Source organism: Bacillus sp. MHSD_36, assembly GCF_030757775.1.
Classification (GTDB): Bacteria; Bacillota; Bacilli; order Bacillales; family Bacillaceae_G; genus Bacillus_A.
Map to the genome: position 1 here is coordinate 1390185 of NZ_JAVBIS010000001.1, position 21968 is coordinate 1412152.

The 21968-nt window shown below is 33.3% G+C and carries 18 protein-coding genes and 1 pseudogene; 4 read left to right on the forward strand and 15 right to left on the reverse strand.

What is annotated here, in order from left to right; genetic code table 11:
- Positions 1 to 356 precede the first annotated feature (356 nt).
- Positions 357 to 1106: a DUF4397 domain-containing protein gene (locus Q9B79_RS07325; RefSeq protein ID WP_306183199.1), complete on the forward strand. Its 750-nt coding sequence runs from the start codon at positions 357 to 359 to the stop codon at positions 1104 to 1106.
- Between the two features lie 33 nt (positions 1107 to 1139).
- On the opposite strand, the gene Q9B79_RS07330 is transcribed toward Q9B79_RS07325, so the two are convergent.
- Positions 1140 to 2258, reverse strand: a complete 1119-nt coding sequence (locus Q9B79_RS07330) for a BA2291 family sporulation histidine kinase (protein ID WP_306183200.1) — start codon at positions 2256 to 2258, stop codon at positions 1140 to 1142.
- Positions 2259 to 2504: 246 nt separating this feature from the next.
- Here Q9B79_RS07330 and Q9B79_RS07335 point away from each other — a divergent pair, with 246 nt between their 5' ends.
- Positions 2505 to 2897, forward strand: coding sequence for a YueI family protein (locus Q9B79_RS07335; RefSeq protein ID WP_000247570.1), 393 nt, complete (start codon positions 2505 to 2507; stop codon positions 2895 to 2897).
- 116 nt (positions 2898 to 3013) lie between these two features.
- Here the strand turns inward: Q9B79_RS07335 and Q9B79_RS07340 are convergent, their stop codons facing one another.
- Together Q9B79_RS07340 and Q9B79_RS07345 are read right to left on the reverse strand one after the other, a co-directional pair.
- Positions 3014 to 4438, reverse strand: coding sequence for an aldehyde dehydrogenase family protein (locus Q9B79_RS07340; protein WP_306183201.1), 1425 nt, complete (start codon positions 4436 to 4438; stop codon positions 3014 to 3016).
- A 132-nt stretch (positions 4439 to 4570) separates the two neighbouring features.
- Complete coding sequence (locus Q9B79_RS07345; protein WP_306183202.1) at positions 4571 to 5926, reverse strand: hemolysin family protein; 1356 nt, start codon at positions 5924 to 5926, stop codon at positions 4571 to 4573.
- 354 nt (positions 5927 to 6280) lie between these two features.
- Here Q9B79_RS07345 and racA point away from each other — a divergent pair, with 354 nt between their 5' ends.
- The gene (gene racA / locus Q9B79_RS07350) at positions 6281 to 6823 is read left to right on the forward strand and encodes a chromosome-anchoring protein RacA (protein ID WP_306183203.1); all 543 of its coding nucleotides are present in this window, start codon (positions 6281 to 6283) and stop codon (positions 6821 to 6823) included.
- A gap of 95 nt (positions 6824 to 6918) precedes the next feature.
- On the opposite strand, the gene Q9B79_RS07355 is transcribed toward racA, so the two are convergent.
- The 12 genes from Q9B79_RS07355 to Q9B79_RS07410 form a co-directional block, all read right to left on the reverse strand.
- A complete protein-coding gene (locus Q9B79_RS07355) occupies positions 6919 to 7515 on the reverse strand; it encodes a hypothetical protein (protein ID WP_306183204.1) in 597 nt (198 codons plus the stop codon).
- Between the two features lie 274 nt (positions 7516 to 7789).
- Complete coding sequence (locus Q9B79_RS07360) at positions 7790 to 9640, reverse strand: hypothetical protein (protein WP_306183205.1); 1851 nt, start codon at positions 9638 to 9640, stop codon at positions 7790 to 7792.
- Positions 9630 to 11450 carry an AAA family ATPase gene (locus Q9B79_RS07365; protein ID WP_306183206.1) on the reverse strand — a complete coding sequence of 607 codons (1821 nt, stop codon included), beginning with the start codon at positions 11448 to 11450 and terminating at the stop codon, positions 9630 to 9632. Before Q9B79_RS07365 ends, Q9B79_RS07360 begins: the two co-directional genes overlap by 11 nt.
- 106 nt (positions 11451 to 11556) lie before the next feature.
- Positions 11557 to 11817, reverse strand: a complete 261-nt coding sequence (locus Q9B79_RS07370; RefSeq protein WP_263704706.1) for a LemA domain protein — start codon at positions 11815 to 11817, stop codon at positions 11557 to 11559.
- A 76-nt stretch (positions 11818 to 11893) separates the two neighbouring features.
- Positions 11894 to 13321 (reverse strand): arginine-ornithine antiporter, encoded by a 1428-nt coding sequence (arcD, locus tag Q9B79_RS07375; RefSeq protein ID WP_306183207.1) that lies wholly within the window; start codon positions 13319 to 13321, stop codon positions 11894 to 11896.
- A 214-nt stretch (positions 13322 to 13535) separates the two neighbouring features.
- Positions 13536 to 15047, reverse strand: coding sequence for an ABC transporter permease/substrate-binding protein (locus tag Q9B79_RS07380; RefSeq protein WP_306183208.1), 1512 nt, complete (start codon positions 15045 to 15047; stop codon positions 13536 to 13538).
- A gap of 3 nt (positions 15048 to 15050) precedes the next feature.
- Complete coding sequence (locus tag Q9B79_RS07385) at positions 15051 to 15998, reverse strand: ABC transporter ATP-binding protein (protein ID WP_306183209.1); 948 nt, start codon at positions 15996 to 15998, stop codon at positions 15051 to 15053.
- Between the two features lie 102 nt (positions 15999 to 16100).
- On the reverse strand, positions 16101 to 16658 hold the full coding sequence (locus Q9B79_RS07390; RefSeq protein WP_306183210.1) for a YdcF family protein: 558 nt from the start codon (positions 16656 to 16658) through the stop codon (positions 16101 to 16103).
- A gap of 63 nt (positions 16659 to 16721) precedes the next feature.
- Positions 16722 to 17951, reverse strand: coding sequence for an MFS transporter (locus Q9B79_RS07395; protein WP_306183211.1), 1230 nt, complete (start codon positions 17949 to 17951; stop codon positions 16722 to 16724).
- A 1-nt stretch (position 17952) separates the two neighbouring features.
- Positions 17953 to 18489, reverse strand: coding sequence for an NADPH-dependent FMN reductase (locus Q9B79_RS07400; RefSeq protein WP_306183212.1), 537 nt, complete (start codon positions 18487 to 18489; stop codon positions 17953 to 17955).
- Positions 18490 to 18634: 145 nt separating this feature from the next.
- Complete coding sequence (locus Q9B79_RS07405; protein WP_306183213.1) at positions 18635 to 19789, reverse strand: CgeB family protein; 1155 nt, start codon at positions 19787 to 19789, stop codon at positions 18635 to 18637.
- Positions 19790 to 19823: 34 nt separating this feature from the next.
- The gene (locus Q9B79_RS07410) at positions 19824 to 21044 is read right to left on the reverse strand and encodes a tetratricopeptide repeat-containing glycosyltransferase (protein ID WP_306183214.1); all 1221 of its coding nucleotides are present in this window, start codon (positions 21042 to 21044) and stop codon (positions 19824 to 19826) included.
- 139 nt (positions 21045 to 21183) lie between these two features.
- Here Q9B79_RS07410 and Q9B79_RS07415 point away from each other — a divergent pair.
- Positions 21184 to 21958 (forward strand): annotated as a pseudogene (locus Q9B79_RS07415) (DUF2711 family protein).
- Positions 21959 to 21968: the final 10 nt, after the last annotated feature.

Consider the following 21968-nt stretch of genomic DNA (forward strand, 5'->3'; position numbering starts at 1 on the left):
CTTTCCTCAAATTCAAACTACCTTTCCTTTATAATTTATGTAGGACAATTATCACTTTGTATGTGTATTTGCCTATAATTAAAAAAATCCCTAGTTTTCTAAGGATTTGGGACATGTTTTCGATATTTCACTTGTTTCACTCTTACGTTTTCATTTCGAAATACAAACTGCATCAGCTCATTTGGAGGGAATTTTTTTGTCCGCTAGAAATTTATAACTCGCGTTCCCCCAAACTACACTTATCCGTAAAAATACTTATTATTAATTTCCTACCTTACTCTTTTAAAAACAATTTTCTTGCATAACCCCTTTCTTACTAAGCATATAGTTTTAATGATGACAAAGGAGGAATGTTCATGTCTCAATCTGAAATCGAAAAATATGGACAAGAAGCTGCACGTTACGAACAGCTCGCTCGATACTATCAATTTCATAATCCGAAAAAATATGTAGAACTATATATGAAATATTACGATGCGCTTACGAAACTTGTACAGGCATATGAAAAAAGAGATTCACAAGAAGCTGCTTTACCATCACATATAAGGTTTTTTCACTCTGCTTCAAATACACCTGCGGTTGACATTTTAGTAAATGGACAAAAGGTTATTAAAAATATTTCATTTAAACAATTTAGTCCCTATTTAACATTAGTACAAGGTAAGTACCGTATAGATATTGTTCCTGTCGAAAGTGAAACTCCCATCTTTTCAGCTTTAGTACCGATAATGGGAAATCACTCTTATACTTTTGCTGCAATAAATAGTGATCATCATCTACAATTACAACCTATTCTCGATAATACTCATTTACCATCAGGTCAAGCAAAAATACGGTTTGCGCATTTTTCTACAGATACCCCTGTTGTAAATGTAAGTTTAAAAGGTGGAGATCATTTATTTGAAAATGTACTTTTTAAACAAATAACAGATTTTTTAGAAGTTAGCCCAGGTACAGCAGATATTGAAGTTTCACTCGCAGATAATTCAAGTGTTTTGCTGACTATACCGAGTTTCAAAGTAGAACCGAATATTATTTATACCATTTCACTTTTAGGTTATTCAACGAAAGACCCTAAATTAGAAGCCGTTATACTTACGAATTAAAACAGTCTACACCATTCATTTGGTGTAGACTGTTTATTTTTGAAATGCAATTTGAAATTCTGTCCAATCGTTATCTGAACGACACATGATGGACCCATTATGTTTTTCTACAATTTGTTTACATACAAATAACCCAATACCGGTTCCTAACTTTTTAGTAGTTACAAATGGTTCAAAAATCGTTTCTACATTTTCAGCCGGAATCATTGGTCCGTTATTTTTTATTACAATTCGAATCGATTGATCTTCTTCAAATACATCAATGATAATTTTTCGTTCTTCTTTCATTGATTCAAGAGCGTCAATTGAGTTCATTAATATATTTAAAAATACTTGTCTCACTTCACTGCGATAACCTGTAAGAGGAATTGGATATGGCAAATTCTTTTCAATCGAAACATTTGCATTGACCAAACTCGGATATAAGAACTGTATAATATCTTGAAATAAGTCATTAAGCCAAAATCGTTCTGATTCAGTCCACATTTCTTTTTTCGATACGAGTAAAAATTGCGAAATACGAAAATTTAATTGGTCTAATTCATGCGAAATAATATCTAAATACGATAAACTAGGATGATCTGCCTTTAATAGTTTGACAAATCCCATAATGGACGTAAGCGGGTTACGGAATTCATGTACAAAACTAGCTGACATTTGCCCTAAAATTGTCAGCCTTTCCTTATGTGTTTCGTTAATATACTGCTGTTTTTCCTCTAAATTTCTTGATATAATTTCCGAATATTTCAAAACAGTGTAATAAATTAATTTGTCAAAACAAGTATGTATTTGAGCCATAATTGGTTTCAATTCACGTGCGCTAACATCTAACTCACACATCGCTTCGAAAAGCTCATTTCTTCCCACATTTGCGTTATAAACAAAATCACCTATATTCGCATCTGCCCCTGCACGTTCAATTGCTATTTTCTCGCATAATGGCTGAAGATAATTTATATCTTTTTCTTCCATAGTAAGTTCGATAATAAATTCTAATAAATCCACTCCATTTTGAACTGCTTCTAGTCTAAATGGATCTTTATCGGAAATTATCATTTTGTTTTTCCAGTTCTCAACGAATTGGTGCCTGTTGTTTTTCAAGTGCGAACAAAATACTTCTTTAATATCCTTATCGATTGGAAAAACCTCCATTCCTCCATTTCCATGCGACGAACACCCTTTATATTTTGAATATTAACACAAAAATCATGATTCGTTAATAGATTATTGTCACATTTTGTTAATATGTGTTGATAAAATTTTTATAACTTTATTAATTGTTTAGATTGATACATTCCATTTTCCTTCCTTTCATTCAAAGTTTTTTATATTCAATGCGACTTTTTTTGCATCCTGCTCCATTCTTTCGTACAATAGAAAATGAAAGGTGTGAAAAATATGGTAAATAAAAATGTGGAAGATTATCTCCAAGAAGGCATTTATGGCCAAAAGCAGAACAAACCAGAAGAACGTAATATGTATTTAACTACATTACGTGAGCGTGTAGAAATCGCTTTAACTATCGGTCAAGTAATGCAAAGTAATGTATATTCTGAAGTAGCTAGTAGCATGCGCTCTTCTCAATCATTACAAATATTCCTAAATGGTGGCATTGCTTACCCACATTTATCTAAATACATTAAATTAGCAAATGAAAAAAATGTTCCTTTTACAATTGTTCAAAATAAAGGTATAGAAACACCAATCGGTTTAGTATTATCTCATAGCACTGCTGTCGACAAAGAACAAATTTATGTAGAAGATGCTATTTTCAAACAAGAAATGAAGTAAAAAGTACACTTGATTAAATGAAATCATTCTAAGAAATGTAAAATAAACAAAAAAACGAGTATGGAATCGTAAACATTTCCTACTCGTTTTTTTGCGATGTTTAAGTTCTATTTACTTTATTTTTTAATACATACTAATTTCATTTCTGTCATTTCTTCTATTGCATATTTAATTCCTTCACGCCCCGTACCACTTTCTTTCACACCACCATAAGGCATATGGTCTACCCTGAACGTTGGAATATCATTTATCATGACACCACCAACTTCAAGCTCATCAATTGCACGCATAGCTTTAAACAAATTATTTGTAAATACGCCTGCTTGTAGACCATAACGTGAATGATTTACTTGCTCTATGGCCTCATCAAATTCTTTAAATGTATTTACGGTCATAAGTGGACCGAATACTTCTTGGCACTGTACAGATACATGCTCTGGAACATTCGTTAATACAGTTGGTTCAAAAATCCTTTCATCACGTTTGTTACCACCATATAAAACATTCGCTCCTTCTTTAACTGCTTCTTGCACCCAGTTATCGATACGCTCGACATCTTTTTTCGAAATTAAAGCTGATACATCCGTTTCCTCAAGCAGCGGATCACCAACAACAACTGTTTCCATCGCTTTCTGTAACTTAGATAAAAATTCATCCATTCTCTCTTCATGTACAAAAACACGTTGCACCGAAATACAAACTTGTCCATTATTAACAAATGCTCCCCATTTTACTCGTTCAATTAATTCATCTGTTAATTCTACATCTTCATCAATAATAACAGCGGCATTCGATCCTAGTTCTAACGTAACTCGCTTTAACCCAGCCTTTGCCTTAATGCCAATTCCAACTTTCGGACTTCCCGTAAAAGTAATGGAAGCAACATCATCATTTGTAACAAGCGCTTCCCCTACAGTCGAACCAGGACCAGAAATAATATTTAAAGCTCCTTTTGGCAATCCCGCTTCTTCAAATAGTTCAACTAAAGCGTAAGACGATAGAGGCGTTTGATCAGCTGGTTTTAATACAACTGTATTTCCGGCAGCAATTGCAGGGCCGACTTTATGTGCCACTAAATTTAATGGGAAATTAAATGGTGTAATAGCCCCTATAACTCCGATTGGCTTTCGCATTGTGTATGCAATACGCCCATCTGCACCAGGTGCTGCATCAAGCGGCAATGTCTCGCCATATATTCGCTTCGCTTCTTCCGCTGCAAATTTATATGTCTGAACGGTACGGTCTACTTCTCCCCTCGCAGCACGAATTGGTTTTGCAGCCTCTTTTGCAATAATCTCTGCAAATTCTTCTCTTCTTTCATCCATTTTTTTGGCAACCTTCTCTAAAATAGTCGCACGGTCATATGCAGATAATGTATTCATTTCTTTCATTGCATTTTTTGCAGCAGTAACAGCCTCTTGTACATCTTCTTCCGTTCCTTGTGCAATTTCTGCTAATGTCACTTCAGAATATGGTGCGTATAATGGTTTATACGTGTTTACAGACTTCCAATCTCCATTTATATATAAATGCTTTTTCATAATTCTTCCCCTTTCAAATATATGTATACAACAATACTTCACCTAGTGAAAGGTCTGGCTTATGTCATTGTATCATAGCCTTTATTCTGCCAAAAACATTATGCTCAAAAAAACTCTGCCATCTAGCAGAGTCTACGAACTAATTTGTTCTTGTAATGAAATTTGTTTTTCATCTTCTAAAATAACAATTGATTCTACAGTTTTTGTAACTTCTAGTCTTTTTATATAATGTCCATCTAATTCTTTCACGCAAAACTTATAATTTTCAATTTCAATGAAGTCCTCTTCAGCAATGTCTATATTCTTCGTTAAAATCCATCCACCTATTGTATCAACACCATTATCATCAATCGTTAAACCTAATAACGTATTTACTTCACTAACAAGTACTTTCCCCTCTAGTATCGTTTTCGTTTCACTAACTTGTTGAATTTCTGGCTGTTCATCTGTATCAAACTCATCTTGAATATCTCCAACTATTTCTTCTAAAATGTCTTCAACAGTAACAAGTCCAGATGTACCACCATATTCATCTATTAATATAGCAATATGTGTTCTTTCTTTTTGCATTTTTAAAAACAGGTCGTGTATTGGAATAGAGTCGATAACTAAAATGATCGGTCTCATATATTGCTCTACTTTCTTATTACTAACCGCATTATACTGCACAAAATCTGTAAAAATATCTTTAAAATTTACAAAGCCTATTACGTGATCTTTGTCACCATCAACAACTGGATATCTCGTATATTTTTCCCGGGACATTTTTTGCAAAGCTTCTTGAGCAGGCATTTCTTTGCTTATTATATGCATCTCTGTTCGGGGTACCATTATTTCTTTTGCAATACGATCATCAAATTCGAAAATTTTATTTACATATTTATATTCAGACTGATTAATCTCTCCATTTTTGTAACTTTCTGATACTAATAACCGTAATTCTTCTTCTGAATGGACTTCATCGTGCCCTTTCGGCGGTTTCAGCCCTAGCAACTTCGTAATCATTCGGGCTGATCCATTTAGGACCCAAATAAACGGAAACGCCATACGATAAAAGAAAATTAACGGTTTAGCAACAAATAAACTCACTTGCTCAGCTTTTTGAATCGCAAATGTTTTTGGGGCCAATTCCCCTATTACAACATGTAAAAATGTAATAAACAAAAACACTAAAATTACAGCAAAAACATCTGCTAGTTGAGTAGAAATGTTCAAATTTACAAAAAGCGTGTCAAACATTTGCTTTAACGCAGGTTTACCAAACCACCCAATTCCTAGAGCTGTAACTGTTATTCCTAGCTGACAAGCAGATAAATATTCGTCTAAGTTTGTAATGACTGTTTTCACAGATGCTGCGCGATTATTTCCTTCTGCAATTAAATAGTCAATTCGTGAACTTCGCACTTTAACAATTGCAAATTCTGCTGCAACGAAAAATGCCGTTATCGCAATTAAAACAATCACTATACTTATACTATATATGTCCAAATACTTTTCCTTACTTACATTGTAAGCAAGGAAGCCACCTCCTACTTAATTTTATTCAAGTGAAGTAAGCATTCTAATACTCTAACAAAATTCTACATTAGCAACCACCTTTTTATATATTATATGCATACATAAAAAAGATATTTATCATTATGATAATCTAATTCATTTCCCTCCGTCAAATGATTCTAAATCTTAAGATAAAAGGTTTTTATATTCACGATATATTCTTCCTAGCTTCATTTCGTGAAAAAACACTTTCTTTGCCGATTCCACACTTCTTTTGTCACACTAGAAGGTAACTTACTTCATAGATCGAAATCATTCAACAGGATATATATAGGAGGGATTATTTTGGAATATAAAACACCATTTATCGCAAAAAAATTAGGTGTTAGCCCTAAGGCTGTTGTCCGGATTGCACAACAATTAAATCTTACGATAGAAAAAAATAAATATGGTCACTTTATTTTTACACAAGATGATTTAGATCAAATGTTAGAATATCACCTTTCACAAATAGAGCAGTCCCAAAACTCTCACCCTACTCAAAAAACATCATCAACCGATGTTGAAGAATTAAAAACACAAGTAAGTACAATCGTTCAAAACATATCATCACATGATTTTGAGCAATTAACAGATCAATTAAATACAATTACGAGAAGGCTAGATCGAATGGAAGAACAAATGCAGGATAAGGCAAATGATGTTGTTACGTACCAACTTTTACAACATCGCCGTGAAATGGAGGAAATGTTAGAGCGAATTCAAAAGCTAGAATCTGCCCTCAAGAAAGAAGAACCAATATATATTACTCCTGATACAAAACCAACATATGAGCGTGAAAAGAAACCGAAGCGCCGTAAAATGATTTTTAGTATTTTTGGATTATAATTTTTAGACCCTTATTAAAATAATAAGGGTCTTTTTCATGAAGAATGATTTCATTTTAAAATAGTATTCTCTTTATCATACATATTCATTTCTTTTTATTTGGTTAACATAATATTCTTACTGTATTCTGCGATTAATGCCTGTGCATGAGCATTTCCTTGAATTACATCTCGAAATTCTTTTAAAGAATACAAATGCGTAGCCCCTTTCCGGGCATGGATTCGTACTGGTACACCTTGTAAATTATCATGAAACTGAAATGGCTTATCTATCGGTTCAATTGGAAAACCGAGTGTTAATAAATACATATACATTCTTTTTGTAACTGCTGCAATATACCATTCTGCTTTCGTTTCTAATGCATGCATAAATAAAATAGCTGTTAAACGTTTGAAATGTCCTCTCCCACGAGACGTTTTCGCAATACTTAACTTACCTATTTCATATACATTTTTCAAATCTTTCACTAAATCATTTTTAGAAAACGGATAGAAAAACTCAGAATTCGACTGCTCTGGTACCGTATACTTAATACATTCTACTGTACCGATATGATGTTCATCTTCTATTAATAAAAATCGTGATGGATTTAAATTACGTTCTACAAACATTAAGTTTCTTTCTTCACAAAAATCTCCCCACAGTTGCTCGAACCAAAAATGTTCTTCCTTTGTTTGGACACGCTGGAACATATTTACCCGCCTTTCCCATCGCCGCTCTGTTTTGATAACGCTTTCACTATCTATCATATAAGAACAAATCTTCGTATGCAACTAAAAATATTTATGACTTATTATATTCTGCAAAACGAATTAAATTCCATCTTAATCGTCTTTTATCCCTCATGTACGGTTCTTCTAACAACATATTTATATTACTACCAAATTCATACCGTATGGAACTTTATTCCACACTGCATATAATTCTTCTTAATCTAAAAAAATCCTTTATAAAAAAGGATTTCTTTTACTTCTTCATGCTTTTTAACCACTTCTCAAAAATTTGTACCATTCCATGTTTTCCAGCTAATTTCTCTTCCCCTTGTTTCGTTTTATATGGATATAATTGCAAGAACACACCACATCCAGACTCAATTTTTTTACTATGCATATGACTTCCAGGATATACACAAATAACTTCATAAATGGCCCTTCGATGATATACCCGCTTTCCATCTTGTTCTTCTACATATTTTATAGACCAGTACTTATACATTTGCTCAGTTGCTTTCGTATTTCCAACGTGCTGAAAAATATTGTACATTGGGCTATACTTCACTTCAATAATAATAGAAGATTGATATACATATTTCTCTTCTTCCTTTACATAGCAGTCTAAGCGAATATCCGGCTTCTTCGTGTCTTCTCCATTATAAAAATTACTCCCTTTACTTAATGCTATAAGAGGATGTGTTTCAATTAAATCATTAAATGCGACATGTACTCTCATATCATCACGTTGTAAAACTACTGTCGTGCCATCTTGTAATCCATCTACATAAAAATGTTCTTGTATTTGTTCACGAATGGATTTTCTAGCTTCAAAACCAATTTGCTCTAACATGGAAATAACGATAAAAAAAGCGTAATATTCATACACTAAAAATGTTGGCTTATAAACAAATAATAAAGATGGAGATTGATCTGTATATTGTGGAAGTAAATCTAAATGCTGTAGTAGTTGTTGATGTGGTATCGGTAAATTATGTGAGTTCATCTTACCCGTTTCTGCAACCTCTCTCCAAAATGGAGAATGCATTAAAGTTTGAAAGTATTGTACACTTTCATGTACAAAATGCGCTAGTATTTTATATTCTTGTATCTTCATGGAACTTTTTCGTAAATCCGCCTCTTTTAGTAAATGAATATTTTTATATTTTTGTTTCTCTCTATCTGTCACTGATCCATTACGCTCTATTGTTTGTATAATCGTTTTTACAGCTTGAAATTCTTCTGATTTTTTCTTCTTTGCTCTTTCTAATATATCAATTGTTTGACGTAAAAAACTTTCAGCTTCAAGTAAATAAAGATAGAATTGCATCGCTTTAAATTTAAGAAATGCATTCTCCTTACTATTTTTTTGTTCTATGAATTTACGATTATAATATTTTGCATACGGTTTTCTTTCCGCCACTACGGCTCCCTTTCCCGTTACTTTCCGCTCCTTTTCTTCCCATTTATATTCATGTATAAACTTTGAACTCGATTCTATTTTCTTAAAAATTTGCTTTATCTTTTTCATTTTTTGTGGCAACTTTCTAAGTAACACTAAATAAGAAGAATCTTCAATATCACTAAGAGCAGAGAAAGTCTTTTTATAATAGCCTCTATCTAAAATCAACTCATTTAAAATTGACTTCACATAGTTTTGAATCATTTCAAATTGATCATCGAAAAAATTTTTTGGTACGACTTGAAAAGCGCCATAATACGTTTGATCTTCTATATTTACCTCAAAATGATACAAACCACAACGCCATGGATAAAAGAATTCTGTTTTTCCATGTTCATATATTAATACCTTTTGTTTTTTATCATTTATTTCATATTTTGTCTCTTTTATATTCTTCTGTCCCTCATAGACTTTATTCCATATAAAAGTTATATTCATTGGGTTTTCATAATGGTACTGCAATCTGATTGGTTTTAATTCTTGCACTTTATAAATACATTGAGCTATCGCTGTTGCAGATGTACAAAGACGATTTAATAAAATATAGTCTCCTTTTGACTCCGTTCCAATAATTATCTTTAATACAAAAGGAAGCGTTTCTTTCGTATCAACGATTTCTGTTTCATATCGCCCATCATTTTGCATACCCATACAACTCCAGTTCTCTACGCTTTTCTCTTATATATGCTATAGAGTGTTCAAATGTAGATACTCTGTTTGCAAGTGGAGATTGCAAAAGAGGTACTAATGTCGCTCCCCTTTTTACTTCTTCAGAAAGTAAAGAGCCTACCATCATTTCAGTCCCTCTTATTTTCGTCAATACACGTTGCTTTATTTGTAAATCAAACCCCTCTTCTCTACTTATCATATAGGAATGATTATTTTGGAACGGTATATTTTGCAAGTAAGCAGCTATTGCGGTTGCACATCGAAAAGAAATCCCCTTTGACGCATCATGTGATGACAATGCAGCATGTAACTTATCTAATAGCTCTAACTCTTCCCCAGAAAACACCTCAATCATCGTTTTATTCCTAACCCAGTTTATACGAAATTCTCCTGCAGTTACTTGCAGAGGTGGTTGTAATACGACTTTCTCTTGTTCCATACACATCTCACAAAACGGAATCTTTTGTAATGTTATTACATTCGTCCGATCTAATAATCGATCTGAGAGCTCTTTCGTTGTTTCATCAAAATTTATAGTACCTACAAATATAATATTTTCTCCAATTTCAATTGTTGGTGGAATTGGATTTTCTTTTTCTTGTACACCTTCATATAAATTTAAAATACGATTTTGCTTTTCAAGTTGAAGAACAGATAGAAATGGAGTAAACCAATGCTCAATATGTGACATATTCATTTCATCAAAAACGATTATATACAGCTGATTTTGATTTTCTTTTGCCTTCATTAGCGCCCTAACTAATTTTGTTTCACTTTCAATATAAGTACCATTTGGGTGAAGATAACCGAGTAAATCCTGCGGTTCTTGATACGATGGCGAAATTGGGATCCAAACCAATTCTTCCCCATATTGTAATCCAAGTGCTTCTGCATAAGCTTGTAAAAAACGGGATTTGCCCGCACCCGGTATACCACCAAGAATCGTTAACATATTTGTTTTCACGCTTATATGAAAATTATAAATGTCCGTTTCATCCAAATATAGCCCTTTATTACGCACAAAACTTTTTACATATTGTAAAAAGACAGATTCACGCTCATCCCATTCCCATTCATCCTTTTGCACTTTTATTTCCTCTACTTCTACATGCTTACCTTCTTCAGTCATTCGTTTTTTTAATTGCTCATGCATATGATTACTTACAAAATACAATTGATCTTCTACCGCTATTTCTACATGCTTCATCCAGTCATTAAAGTCTATATACTTACATTCCCGTTGCTGTTCAAAATATGCGATTGAGCTAATTGATGAAGACTTTAAAGATATATTTCCGTATAATCTTCCATCGTGCCACAATAATTCGGGAGGTTCAAAGTCTTTCGGATATTTAGGCATTAGAAATGACAAATAACCATTATTAAGTTTTCTTTCTAAAGATTCTCCTTTTTTATAATCGGAAACTTTAGGTACCGGAATCATTTTATAACCGTTTGCTATTTCTCTCGGTTCTTCTGTACAAATTAATTCCACGTATATATGTCCTCTTTCATAATAAAGACGAAACATAACCAATTGTTTTTCTAATTTTTTTTTCTTTAATTCCGAAAAGACTTTTTCATTCTTTTTATTACTACATAAACCTTCAAATACATATGGTTCATTTTTAAGTTGTTCTTGTAACGTATATGGTATTGGCGATAGGCATTGTACAAAGAAATTCTCTCCATTCTTCTCACTTTCTGATTTTGTAAACTTTCCGATAAACCTCATATAGTACATTCGTTTTATAAAACTTGGCTGAAGAGCTTTATGTAATTTCACCTTCATCACCTTCTTTTTTTCATACTATTCTTAGTGTATGAAAGAAACGAAAAACTAGAAACAAAAAACCTGACGTTATCCGTCAGGTTCACAATAAAAACGTATATTAATGAGATGGAAATGCTTTTTTCTCTTGTAAAATGGCATTATGAGCAATTTTCATTTTTGCAAGTACATATCGTAAACGATCTTCAGCGTTTTCATCTTTATGTTGCTGTAATTCCGCCAAATTCTCTACCGCACTCGCTAAATTTTCAATTACCCCTCGCAGTTCAGGATGATGATTAAAAAAAGATTCTTGCACTAATACTTTCCTTACTTCACTCGCTAAATCAACAATTCTGGTCAACCTTTCTTTTTCTTCCATTTTCATCCCTCCTGAATATCTTATGTATTAAATATTCTCTAGACAAAGAAAAAAGCCCTTTAAATGAAAAGGACTTTTACATTTTTATATTTCCAGTTAATAACATATAAATAGATGTGACAGCTGCAACTACAATTGCCCACATTACATATCTCTCTATACCAGTAAAACAACGATTTCCTTTTTCTTTTCTTGCATACATATAAACCATGATCCCAATTCCATATACGATTGAAACAAGCAATAAATTTTTCAAACCAGCTGCATAAATAAGCCATACAGAGTACATAGAAGCAATTAAAGCTAATGAACCGTTTTTTACTTTTGCATCTTTTAGTTCATTTGTAATGACTAATTTGAATTGGAATAATGCTGATAATAAATATGGTACTAAAATTGATGTTGACGCTATGAAATACATAATTTGATATGTTGATTCTGAAAACAGAACGATTATAAATATAACTTGGGCAACGCCATTTGAGATCCATAATGCCATATGAGGCGTTTGTTTTTTATTTGTTTTCGTAAAGACTTTCGGAAACACGCCATCTTTTCCTGCTACATGGGAAATTTCAGAAACAAGTAAAAACCAACCTATTAATGTACCTACAAGTGAAGCAACTAACCCGATGTTAATCGCTACTGCGCCCCACGTCCCAACAACATGTTCTAATACATGTCCCATTGACGGCGTTTCTAAAACAGAAAGCTCTCCTCTTGTCATCGCTCCCATTGACAAGACAGAAATTAAAATATAAATAGACATTACTAAAATAAGTCCTAATACTGTCGCTTTACCGACGTCTCGACTATTTTTCGCTCTTCCAGATAATACTACTGCTCCTTCAACCCCAATGAAAACCCAAAGAGTTACAAGCATAGTATTTTTCACTTGACCAAGTATAGAGGAAACTGAAATAGTTCCTTCTCCCCAAAAATCATGTGTAAATGTATCCCAGCGAAACGCTGTTACCATTACAACAATAAATAATACGATTGGAACCAATTTCCCTATCGTTGCAATAACATTCATAATAGATGCTTCACGAATACCAAATAAAATTAGAAAATGAAGTGTCCATAATAAAAGTGATGCTCCTACGATAGACGCAACACTATTTCCGCCTTTAAAAATTGGGAAGAAATAACCTAATGTACTAAACAGTAACATGATTGTTGCGACGTTTCCTAAAATTCCTGCTAGCCAGTATCCCCATGCGCTGTTAAATCCAATATATTCACCGAAGCCAGCACGTGCATAACTATAAATTCCGCCCTCAAGCTCTGGTTTTTTTCTTGCTAACGTTTGATATACGAGCGCGAGTGGAATCATTCCCATCGCTGTAATACACCAGCCAATTATTATAGAGCCACTATTTGCTCCTACTGCTAAATCATGCGGTAAACTAAATACACCGCCACCAACCATTGTTCCGACTACTAATGCAATTAATGGAAAAAATCCTAACTTCTTTTCTATTTGTACCACCCCATCTGTCATTCTAGGTGTTATGTTCGTTCAACTATTAAAGTCACCTTTTTCTCTAATAGACGTTTCTTTTATATTTTTTCAGGAAAACATTACTTATTCTAAAAGAAAATGAAGAAAAATGGAATACTTTTTTGAAAAAATGTATAAGTATGCACAAAAAAAACCGTTCATTTTGTAATGAACGGTCATTTCATACATATAAATTTGTATATTTCTTGTAAAATTAACGAAGTAAATTCTCTTTTTGTAAAAATTGTTTCGCTACTTCTTCACTACCTTTTCCATTCACATTTACTTCATAATTCATTTTTCGCATTTCTTCATCTGTAATCTTTCCAGATAATTTATTTAATACTTTTTCAAGTTCAGGATATTTTTGTAACGTCTCTTTTCTTAATAAAGGTGCACCTTGGTACGGTGGGAATAACCCTTTATCATCTTTTAGCACTTTAAGTCCGTATTGTTCCAATTCACTATCTGTTGAATATGCATCAATTACATTCACATCCCCTGATTGAATTGCACTATAACGTAATTTCGGTTCCATCGTTTTCACATTTGAAAATTTATAGTTATATAATTTTTGCATTCCTTTATAACCGTCTTCACGATCAGCAAATTCTAATGTGAATCCTACTTTCGCATCTTGTGCAATTTTTCCTAAATCAGAAATTGTATTCACATTATTTTGATCTGCTATTTTTTTCGGCATGGCTAGAGCATACGTATTGTTATACTCCATCGGTTTCAACATAACCATATTATATTTCTTTTCCATTCCAATGCGGGCTTGTTCATATACTTCATCACGATTTGTGCTTTTCGGCTCTTCTTTTACGAAAGTAGATAAAGCTGTTCCTGAAAATTCAGGGTATATATCTACTTCTCCTGATTTCAATGCTTCAAATACAAATGCTGTTTTTCCAAGACCTGGTTTTAATTCTACGTGTAAATCAGTATCTTGTTCAATAAGCTGCTTATACATTTGAATTAAAATTTCTGGTTCTGATCCAAGTTTGCCAGCAATAACAATATCTTTCTTTTGCGTGTTCCAAAGAAAGGGAGCGGCAATCATGATACAAACAATACATATCGTCAATATAACACGCTTAGAAGAGCGTTTAGAACTCTCAAGCACTCTAAGTACTACATCAAAGAATAAAGCGAGTAACGCGGCTGGTACAGCCCCTAAAATGATAAGCGCATGATCATTCCGATCAATACCAAGTAATATGAGTTTTCCGAGTCCACCAGCACCTATAAGAGCTGCTAACGTAGCCGTTCCAACAATTAATACCATCGCCGTACGAATACCGGCCATAATAATTGGTAATGCAAGAGGAAATTCTACCTTCCACAATCTTCTCCAGCTATTCATCCCCATAGCTCTCGCTGCTTCAATTAAAGATTCATCTAATTCCCTTATTCCCGTATATGTATTTCGTAAAATAGGTAATAGTGCATACACAACTAATGCAATAATGGCCGGGAGTTTTCCAATTCCTACCAACGGAATTAAAAGTCCGAGTAGTGCAAGTGATGGCACTGTCTGCATTACTGCAGAAGTTCCTATAATAAATTCAGCCATTCGTTCTTTTCTCGTTAATAAAATACCAAGCGGTACCGCAATAATTACTGCAAAAAATAATGATATAAGCGATATTTGTAAATGTTCACTTAATGCAGTAAGTAATTCTACTTTTCGTTCTTGGAACGTTTGTATAAAATCAGTCACTGTTTAGCCTCTTTCCTTCATTTGTTCAACAATGTAATTGACAATATGACGGCTTGTTAAAGATCCAACATATTGGCCATTTGCTTCAACTGGAACTACTTCGTCAGCTCGCACACGAACTAATGCATCTTGTAAAGAAGAATGTAATGATAGTGCTTCTCCTTCTACCCGCATACTTTCATCAAGTGGCAATACATCTTCTATACTTTTCCCCTCATACCAAGGTCGTCCACGATTTCCAATGAACTCTTCTACAAATTCATTTTTCGGATTATGTATAATTCCTTCTGGTGTATCTAATTGAACTATTTTTCCTTCTTTCATAATACAAATACGATCTCCAAGTGATAATGCTTCTTGCATATCATGTGTTACGAACACGATTGTTTTTTGAATCTTTTTTTGCAACTGTACAATATCCTTCTGAAGCTGTTCCCTACTTAATGGATCTAACGCACTAAATGGTTCATCCATAAGAACGATTTTCGGGTTTGCGGCTAATGCTCGCACGACACCGACACGTTGTTTTTGCCCTCCTGACAATTCATCAGGCATACGATCACGATATACATCTGGATCTAGCCCAACCATCTGTAGCAACTCATCGACACGAGCTTTTATTTTTTCTTTGCTCCAATTTCTCATTTCAGGAACGACTGCAATATTTTCAGCAATTGTCATATGCGGAAACAAAGCAATTTGCTGCAACACATATCCTATATCCCATCGTAATTCATTAATATCGTATTGTTGAATATTTTTTCCATCGATTAAAATTGAGCCTTCTGTCGTTTCAATTAAACGATTAATCATTTTCATTGTCGTTGTTTTCCCGCAACCACTCGGACCAATAAGGACAAAAAACTCTCCCTTTTTAATTTCTAAATGCAATGAATCCACTGCTTTTGTGCCATCTTCATATGATTTTGACACTTGATTAAACTGAATCACAAATACAACTCCTTTATCGTTGTTTCCTTTATTTTGATGGAATATGGAATTCATTTCAAATGATACGCATTATTCTACAAAAAAAGAGCTCACATTTGAGCTCTAACGGTCGAACAATATTGTTTTCATTATAGCGGCATATTCACGCACATACATTTTTCTCTTAGAACGCATTGGCGTTTCAGCAGCTAGTGCCTCCATCTTTATCCCTAAACGCTTTGCAATTATTTTCGTTCTATACAAATGATACGTATTACTTACAACTACCGCATGTTTCACATCATATAAATCCATACTAAACTTTAAATTCTCATACGTATTTGTAGATTGATCTTCTATTAAAATACGACTCTCATCTATACCATGCGCCATTAAATAATTTCTCATACTATGAGCTTCCGGTATATCTTCATCTTCTCCTTGACCACCTGAAACAATTACTTTCGCTGTAGGATGGGAAACTAAATATTCCAAAGCTACATCCAAACGGTTTTGAAGAGATAAAGATGGTCTATCTCCAAATAACTTTGCACCTAATATAAGAACGTATGGAGAAGAATTACTCAATTTTTCACGAGCAACCTGCTTCATTCGAAACGTCATATAAAGAATGTATAGTGGTGGTAATAATAAAATTATAAGCAAAATCCATTTGTTCATAAATCAATTTGCACTCCCTTTCTTTTTATTATATAGAAAAAGAAAGGAAGGCAGAAGTGTTTTTTAAACGATCGATTTATTAGAAACACTCGCTTCGAATTTACGTTTTGAGATTACATAGTTTATAGCAATTCCTAACGAAAGGATCAATATGAAACTTAGTAAATAAAACGGTACCATGACACCTACTTTAGAAACACCAGCTGTAAACAACATTAACAATACAATGCGAATTCCTGTGCCAATTAACCGAAATAAGCTATCCACTCTTCCCATTACTTCGTTTAGAATTTCCTCCATCATCAATACATTTCTCGCCACTCTTGTACCCGCATTTCCAATTGCATGAAAAATTGCAAGTCCATATAACAACATTACGGAAGGTTCAACAATCATTACGGTAATTGAAATTACATATAGGAGCATTGTCATGACGATTGAAATTTCTATTTTGACATATTTCATCATAATTGGAATACTAATTCCGGCAAGAACCGCTCCGACACCATACATCATACCTTCTATTGCATATACAGAGGCACTAGCTTTTAATATATCTGAAATATATACCGGGATTAAATAATTTGCCATCATAACACCGATAAACGGCATATAAGTTGCAAGTAAAAACCAAAAGAACTTAGGACGCTTTTGCATAAAATGAATTCCTTCGAATAATTGTTTCTTAAATGTTACTTTTCTTTCCACTTCCTTTTTCTTTACATACGGTATACATAAGAAAAGGACGAAAGCTCCTGCAAAAGTTAACATATCTACTAACAAAATCCATTTCAAAGAAATAATTTCAATAAGGAAGCTAGCAGCAGCTCCTGAAATAACTTGCGTTAACTGTCCTTGTATTTCCATTGTTCCACTTAAATTTTTATAATGTTCTGCTTGAAATATCTCTTGGTTGAATGCAAATATGGTAGGATAAAATAATAAATAGTAAAACGATCCAGCTATATATATAAGAATATAGTGGATAGAATGATAAGGTTGCCCAGTAAATCCCCATATCACCATCATTCCTATAACGACTATCCCAATACCTTCATTACATAATAATAAAGATTTTCTTGAAAAACGATCAATACTTTGCCCGATAAACGGTGTTAATAAAAACATAATAAGAGTTGAGATGATAGATACATAACCAAACGTTGTCTCTCCCCCACTCTCTTTAATTAACAGCCATGGAATCGTTATCATTACAATACCGGAACCAATAGCTGATAAACTATTGGCCCCTAGTATGAAATACAAGCGGGAATCTTTATACAGAGATGACATATCACTCAACTCCTAGTTGTTTTTTCACCTCTTTATATACACCCATATATGCTTTTAATTCTTTAACTAAATCATGAATTAATGGTTTTGCATCTTCTCCCAGTTCACCGTCTTGTACATGAAGTCCATCAAGTACAACTTGTTTTGGGATTGCATTTGCGTATACCCCTCTAGCAACAGTACGCATACTGTTTAATGCGTTAATTCCACCTTTACCGCCCCCTGCAACTGCAAGTAATGCGACAGGTTTATGGACGAATTCACTACTGCTTAAGTAATCTAACGAATTTTTCAGCGCTCCACTCATTGCATTATGATATTCAGGTGTACATAGTACTACACCGTCTGCCGCTTTCACTAACGCCTTTAAGTTTTTTACTGCTTCTAATTCACGTTGTGATTCTTCCCCATTATATAAAGGCAATTCCTCTACTGCCAAATCATATAACTCCCCTTCAAATTGGTCAGCAATATATTTTGCCACCACACGAGTTCTACCGAATTTTCTTGGCGTACCGTTAATAACGACTAGTTTCATAATCATTTCTCCCCTTTGGTTTCAAGTTATACTTATATATTATCAGAAATTTCTATACAAAACACAATATAAAGATGGAATTAGCTTGATAAAATAGTATGATAAACAAAAAAAGAACTCATACGAAAGTATGAGTTCTTCACAATTACTTTTCTTCTCCTTTATGGCTCAGTATGTCTATGCTTCCTTTCGCTTCAAAATGGTTATATGCTTTTTCTGCTAATTTCATACGTTCTTCTGGTAATTTTATATATGTCATAACGTTTTCTATTATTTTTTCGTACGGAGTAAATACAATTCCCGGCCACTCCATCTCGTCCTCAGGATTACTAGTTTCCGAAATAATAAATTTCTTATTTGCTACCGCATAAGAAACTCGAGGAGTTTCGAGAATGCCCGATAAGTAAAAATGAATATTTAATATAATTTTAGACCTAGCAATTAACTCATTTCTAACTATTCCCCACGCATTATTTTTAAAAACAATATTTAAATGTGGGGCAACTGCTTTTAATTGGTTAAAAATAGCCTGCCGCCTTGGGTTAAGAGCACCTATAAACAGTATATCAATGTCTTCAGCTAACTCTTCATCGAATGCATCTTTCTTTATTTCTAGAGTTGGGGCATAGTTCATTTCCACATGTTTTATTTCTTTTCCTACTCCTTTTTGTTTTAACCATGCTATATTTTGTTTACTATAATCCCAAATTTCCTTATCTTTTAGTAACATTAAATAAAAGGGATGCGCATAAGGACTTCCTTCATATAGCTGTTCTAAATTATAAATAATTGCATTTCTCGGAAGTAGATTCGGGTTATGTGCATATGTATGCGCTCCAAAAACAATTGTATTCTTCACATTTTCTAGTATTGTTTCTGATATAATTGCTGTATTTCCCTCTTGCTCCAATCGCCATTTCAAAGCTCGCGCGACATCTATAAAGCTACCATACGTCTTTGGGCATATAAAAAGGCAATAATCATATTCTTTATTCAAATAAGCTTCCATTAGTCTTAAATTATTTTTATATAAATCCACATCCGGATATTTAATTAAAAGATCCCTTGCATGTTTTTTTGCTACTTTATACATTCCGGCATAATAAGCAGCAATGCACCTTCTTAATTCGATTTTCTCCCGATTCTCTTCTGCTACGTCCATGTCTAAAAGAAGATTTGCGATACAATACGCTTTTAAATGATCACGATCATAATAATAATCTAGTAGTGGCATCAATTCTTCATACGTATTTCCATGCACAGATTCCCCTAACTCTAGCGCCCATCGTATTAATTCCATTATTACTCCACTACTCCTTTAACCGAAATTGTATTTAATAAAATTTCGCATTACTTTCAACCATATTTGCTATATGCAACGGTAGCTCTTCTTTTTTCGATTCCAAAAATTTTTGTGATACTGCACCTAAATGCTTTTTATGAGGTATATAAAAAGCACTTATAGAAATCTCATAGTCAAATAAGTAATCATACACATGATAATCTACAAATAGAAGATCATTTTTTGGAAAAGGAATTTCCTTTCCTTGCAACGCATACATCAAGGCAATATTATTTTGAGATTTTAATCGATACATTCTTGCAAGTTGATATAATGGCTCAGCCCGAGTTGGTCTATATTCCCACGCTTTTTGAAAATAAAAAATAGCTAATGCTGTATATTGCTCTTCTTGCATCTTAGCATTTTCTTTTTCATCCGCTTCCGTTACTTCATATTGTTTATTTGCTGAACGGTTTGCTAATTGTTCATAACAAAATCCTATTCGCAATAACGAATAGAACACCTCTTCAACCCATCCACCTGCTTCCACCCGTTTTTTATACCATTTAATCGAATCTTCAAATTGACTTAAATGAAAATAAGTTTGAGCTAAATAAAATAAATATCTTATATGCAAATCTGGCGTTGTCTCTGGATCACTCAATCCTTGTAACAACAACCTCTCATCTCTCTCAAATTTATCAGCTTTACTACCACCATCCCCAGGATCGTTAACGACAAGTGTCTCTAACCTGGCTACCCTCGTATTATAATCCGCGCCAACCTTAGAGCGATCTACATCCCAATACTCATGAGTAACACCGACAGACTTCCATGGTAAAGAAGCTTTCAAAAGGCGTGTAAGCCAATACTTAATATGGATATCATATTGCAATGTAAGATAATGGTCTTCCGTTAAACTAGTCTTATCAAACTCGGGATCAACTTCTAATATCATATCTGCATCTAATATTAATAAATAATCTGCTTCTGGATATGTTTTTTGTGCCAATGAAACTGCTAAACTTCTGTTATAACCAAAGTTTTTGAATGGTTCATGATGTACTGTGCCAGGGATTTCATTTTCTTTACACCAATTTTCAATAATTTCAGGTGTATGATCAGTTGATCCCGTATCACAAATAGAAACAAAATCTACAATTGATTTTGTAGCATTTAAACATCTTTCCATAATTCTAGACTCGTTTTTAACAATCATACAAAGACATAATTTTTTTTCTTCCCCTGCATTCTTGACTTTCTCATTTCCCATTTAACCACCTCATATTTTATTAACACGCTCTTTTCCTATGTAACACCATTTCATAGCTACACTGATGACATAATCATCCTTTTACTATTTATGAAAACTTCATTTTATTTATTCTTACTTTTATGTTAGGATATCTTTCATGCTGCACTATATATTTGATACAATCAGTACAAAATGAATATACAGTACTTAATATGGAAAGTCGTACAGCTCATAGTTTAAGAGGGGGGGGTATTTTGTTGGATTACATTTGGTTAGATGACAAATCACCAATTTTAGAACAACTACCAAGCAACTTTAAGTCTGCTGCTATATTACTTCATCCTTTTGTCCAAATGCCTTTAGGGTGGGAAAACTCAGTAAGAAAAAAACCTCACGAGCACATATATCCAAGTGCTGAAGAAATTATGCAAAATGGGAAATCCGTTTCTTGGAAGGAAATGATGTCTTATAGTGGACTAGATTCATACGCAGAACTAGCAATAGCCATGTTGACTTCCATTAATGCCTTTTCAGAAGAATATAAAAGAGATGGCTTAGCTGAAAAGCTACATTCAAACTTTAAACAAGACCTTTATTATCCAACGGAAGATTATACATCTATATTTTTATTACAAAATTTACTTAAACTCCTCGGTTCAAAAGATGCAAAAAATCTATATTTCTCTGAACCAATCTTTGATACAAACGAATCATTACAGATAAATGATACAACCCCCTTAAATATTTGGGAATTTTTCTGTAGTGAGTTCATTATTACTAATGAAAACATGGATTATGCATTCATGAGTATGTTTGATTCCTTTACAACTTTTTTATTAGCGAAAGACGAAAATATAGAACATATTGTTCAATCAATACATGTTGAAGCTATCATATGCGATAAAAAAACAATGATCGATTGGTATTTTTAAAGTAGAGATT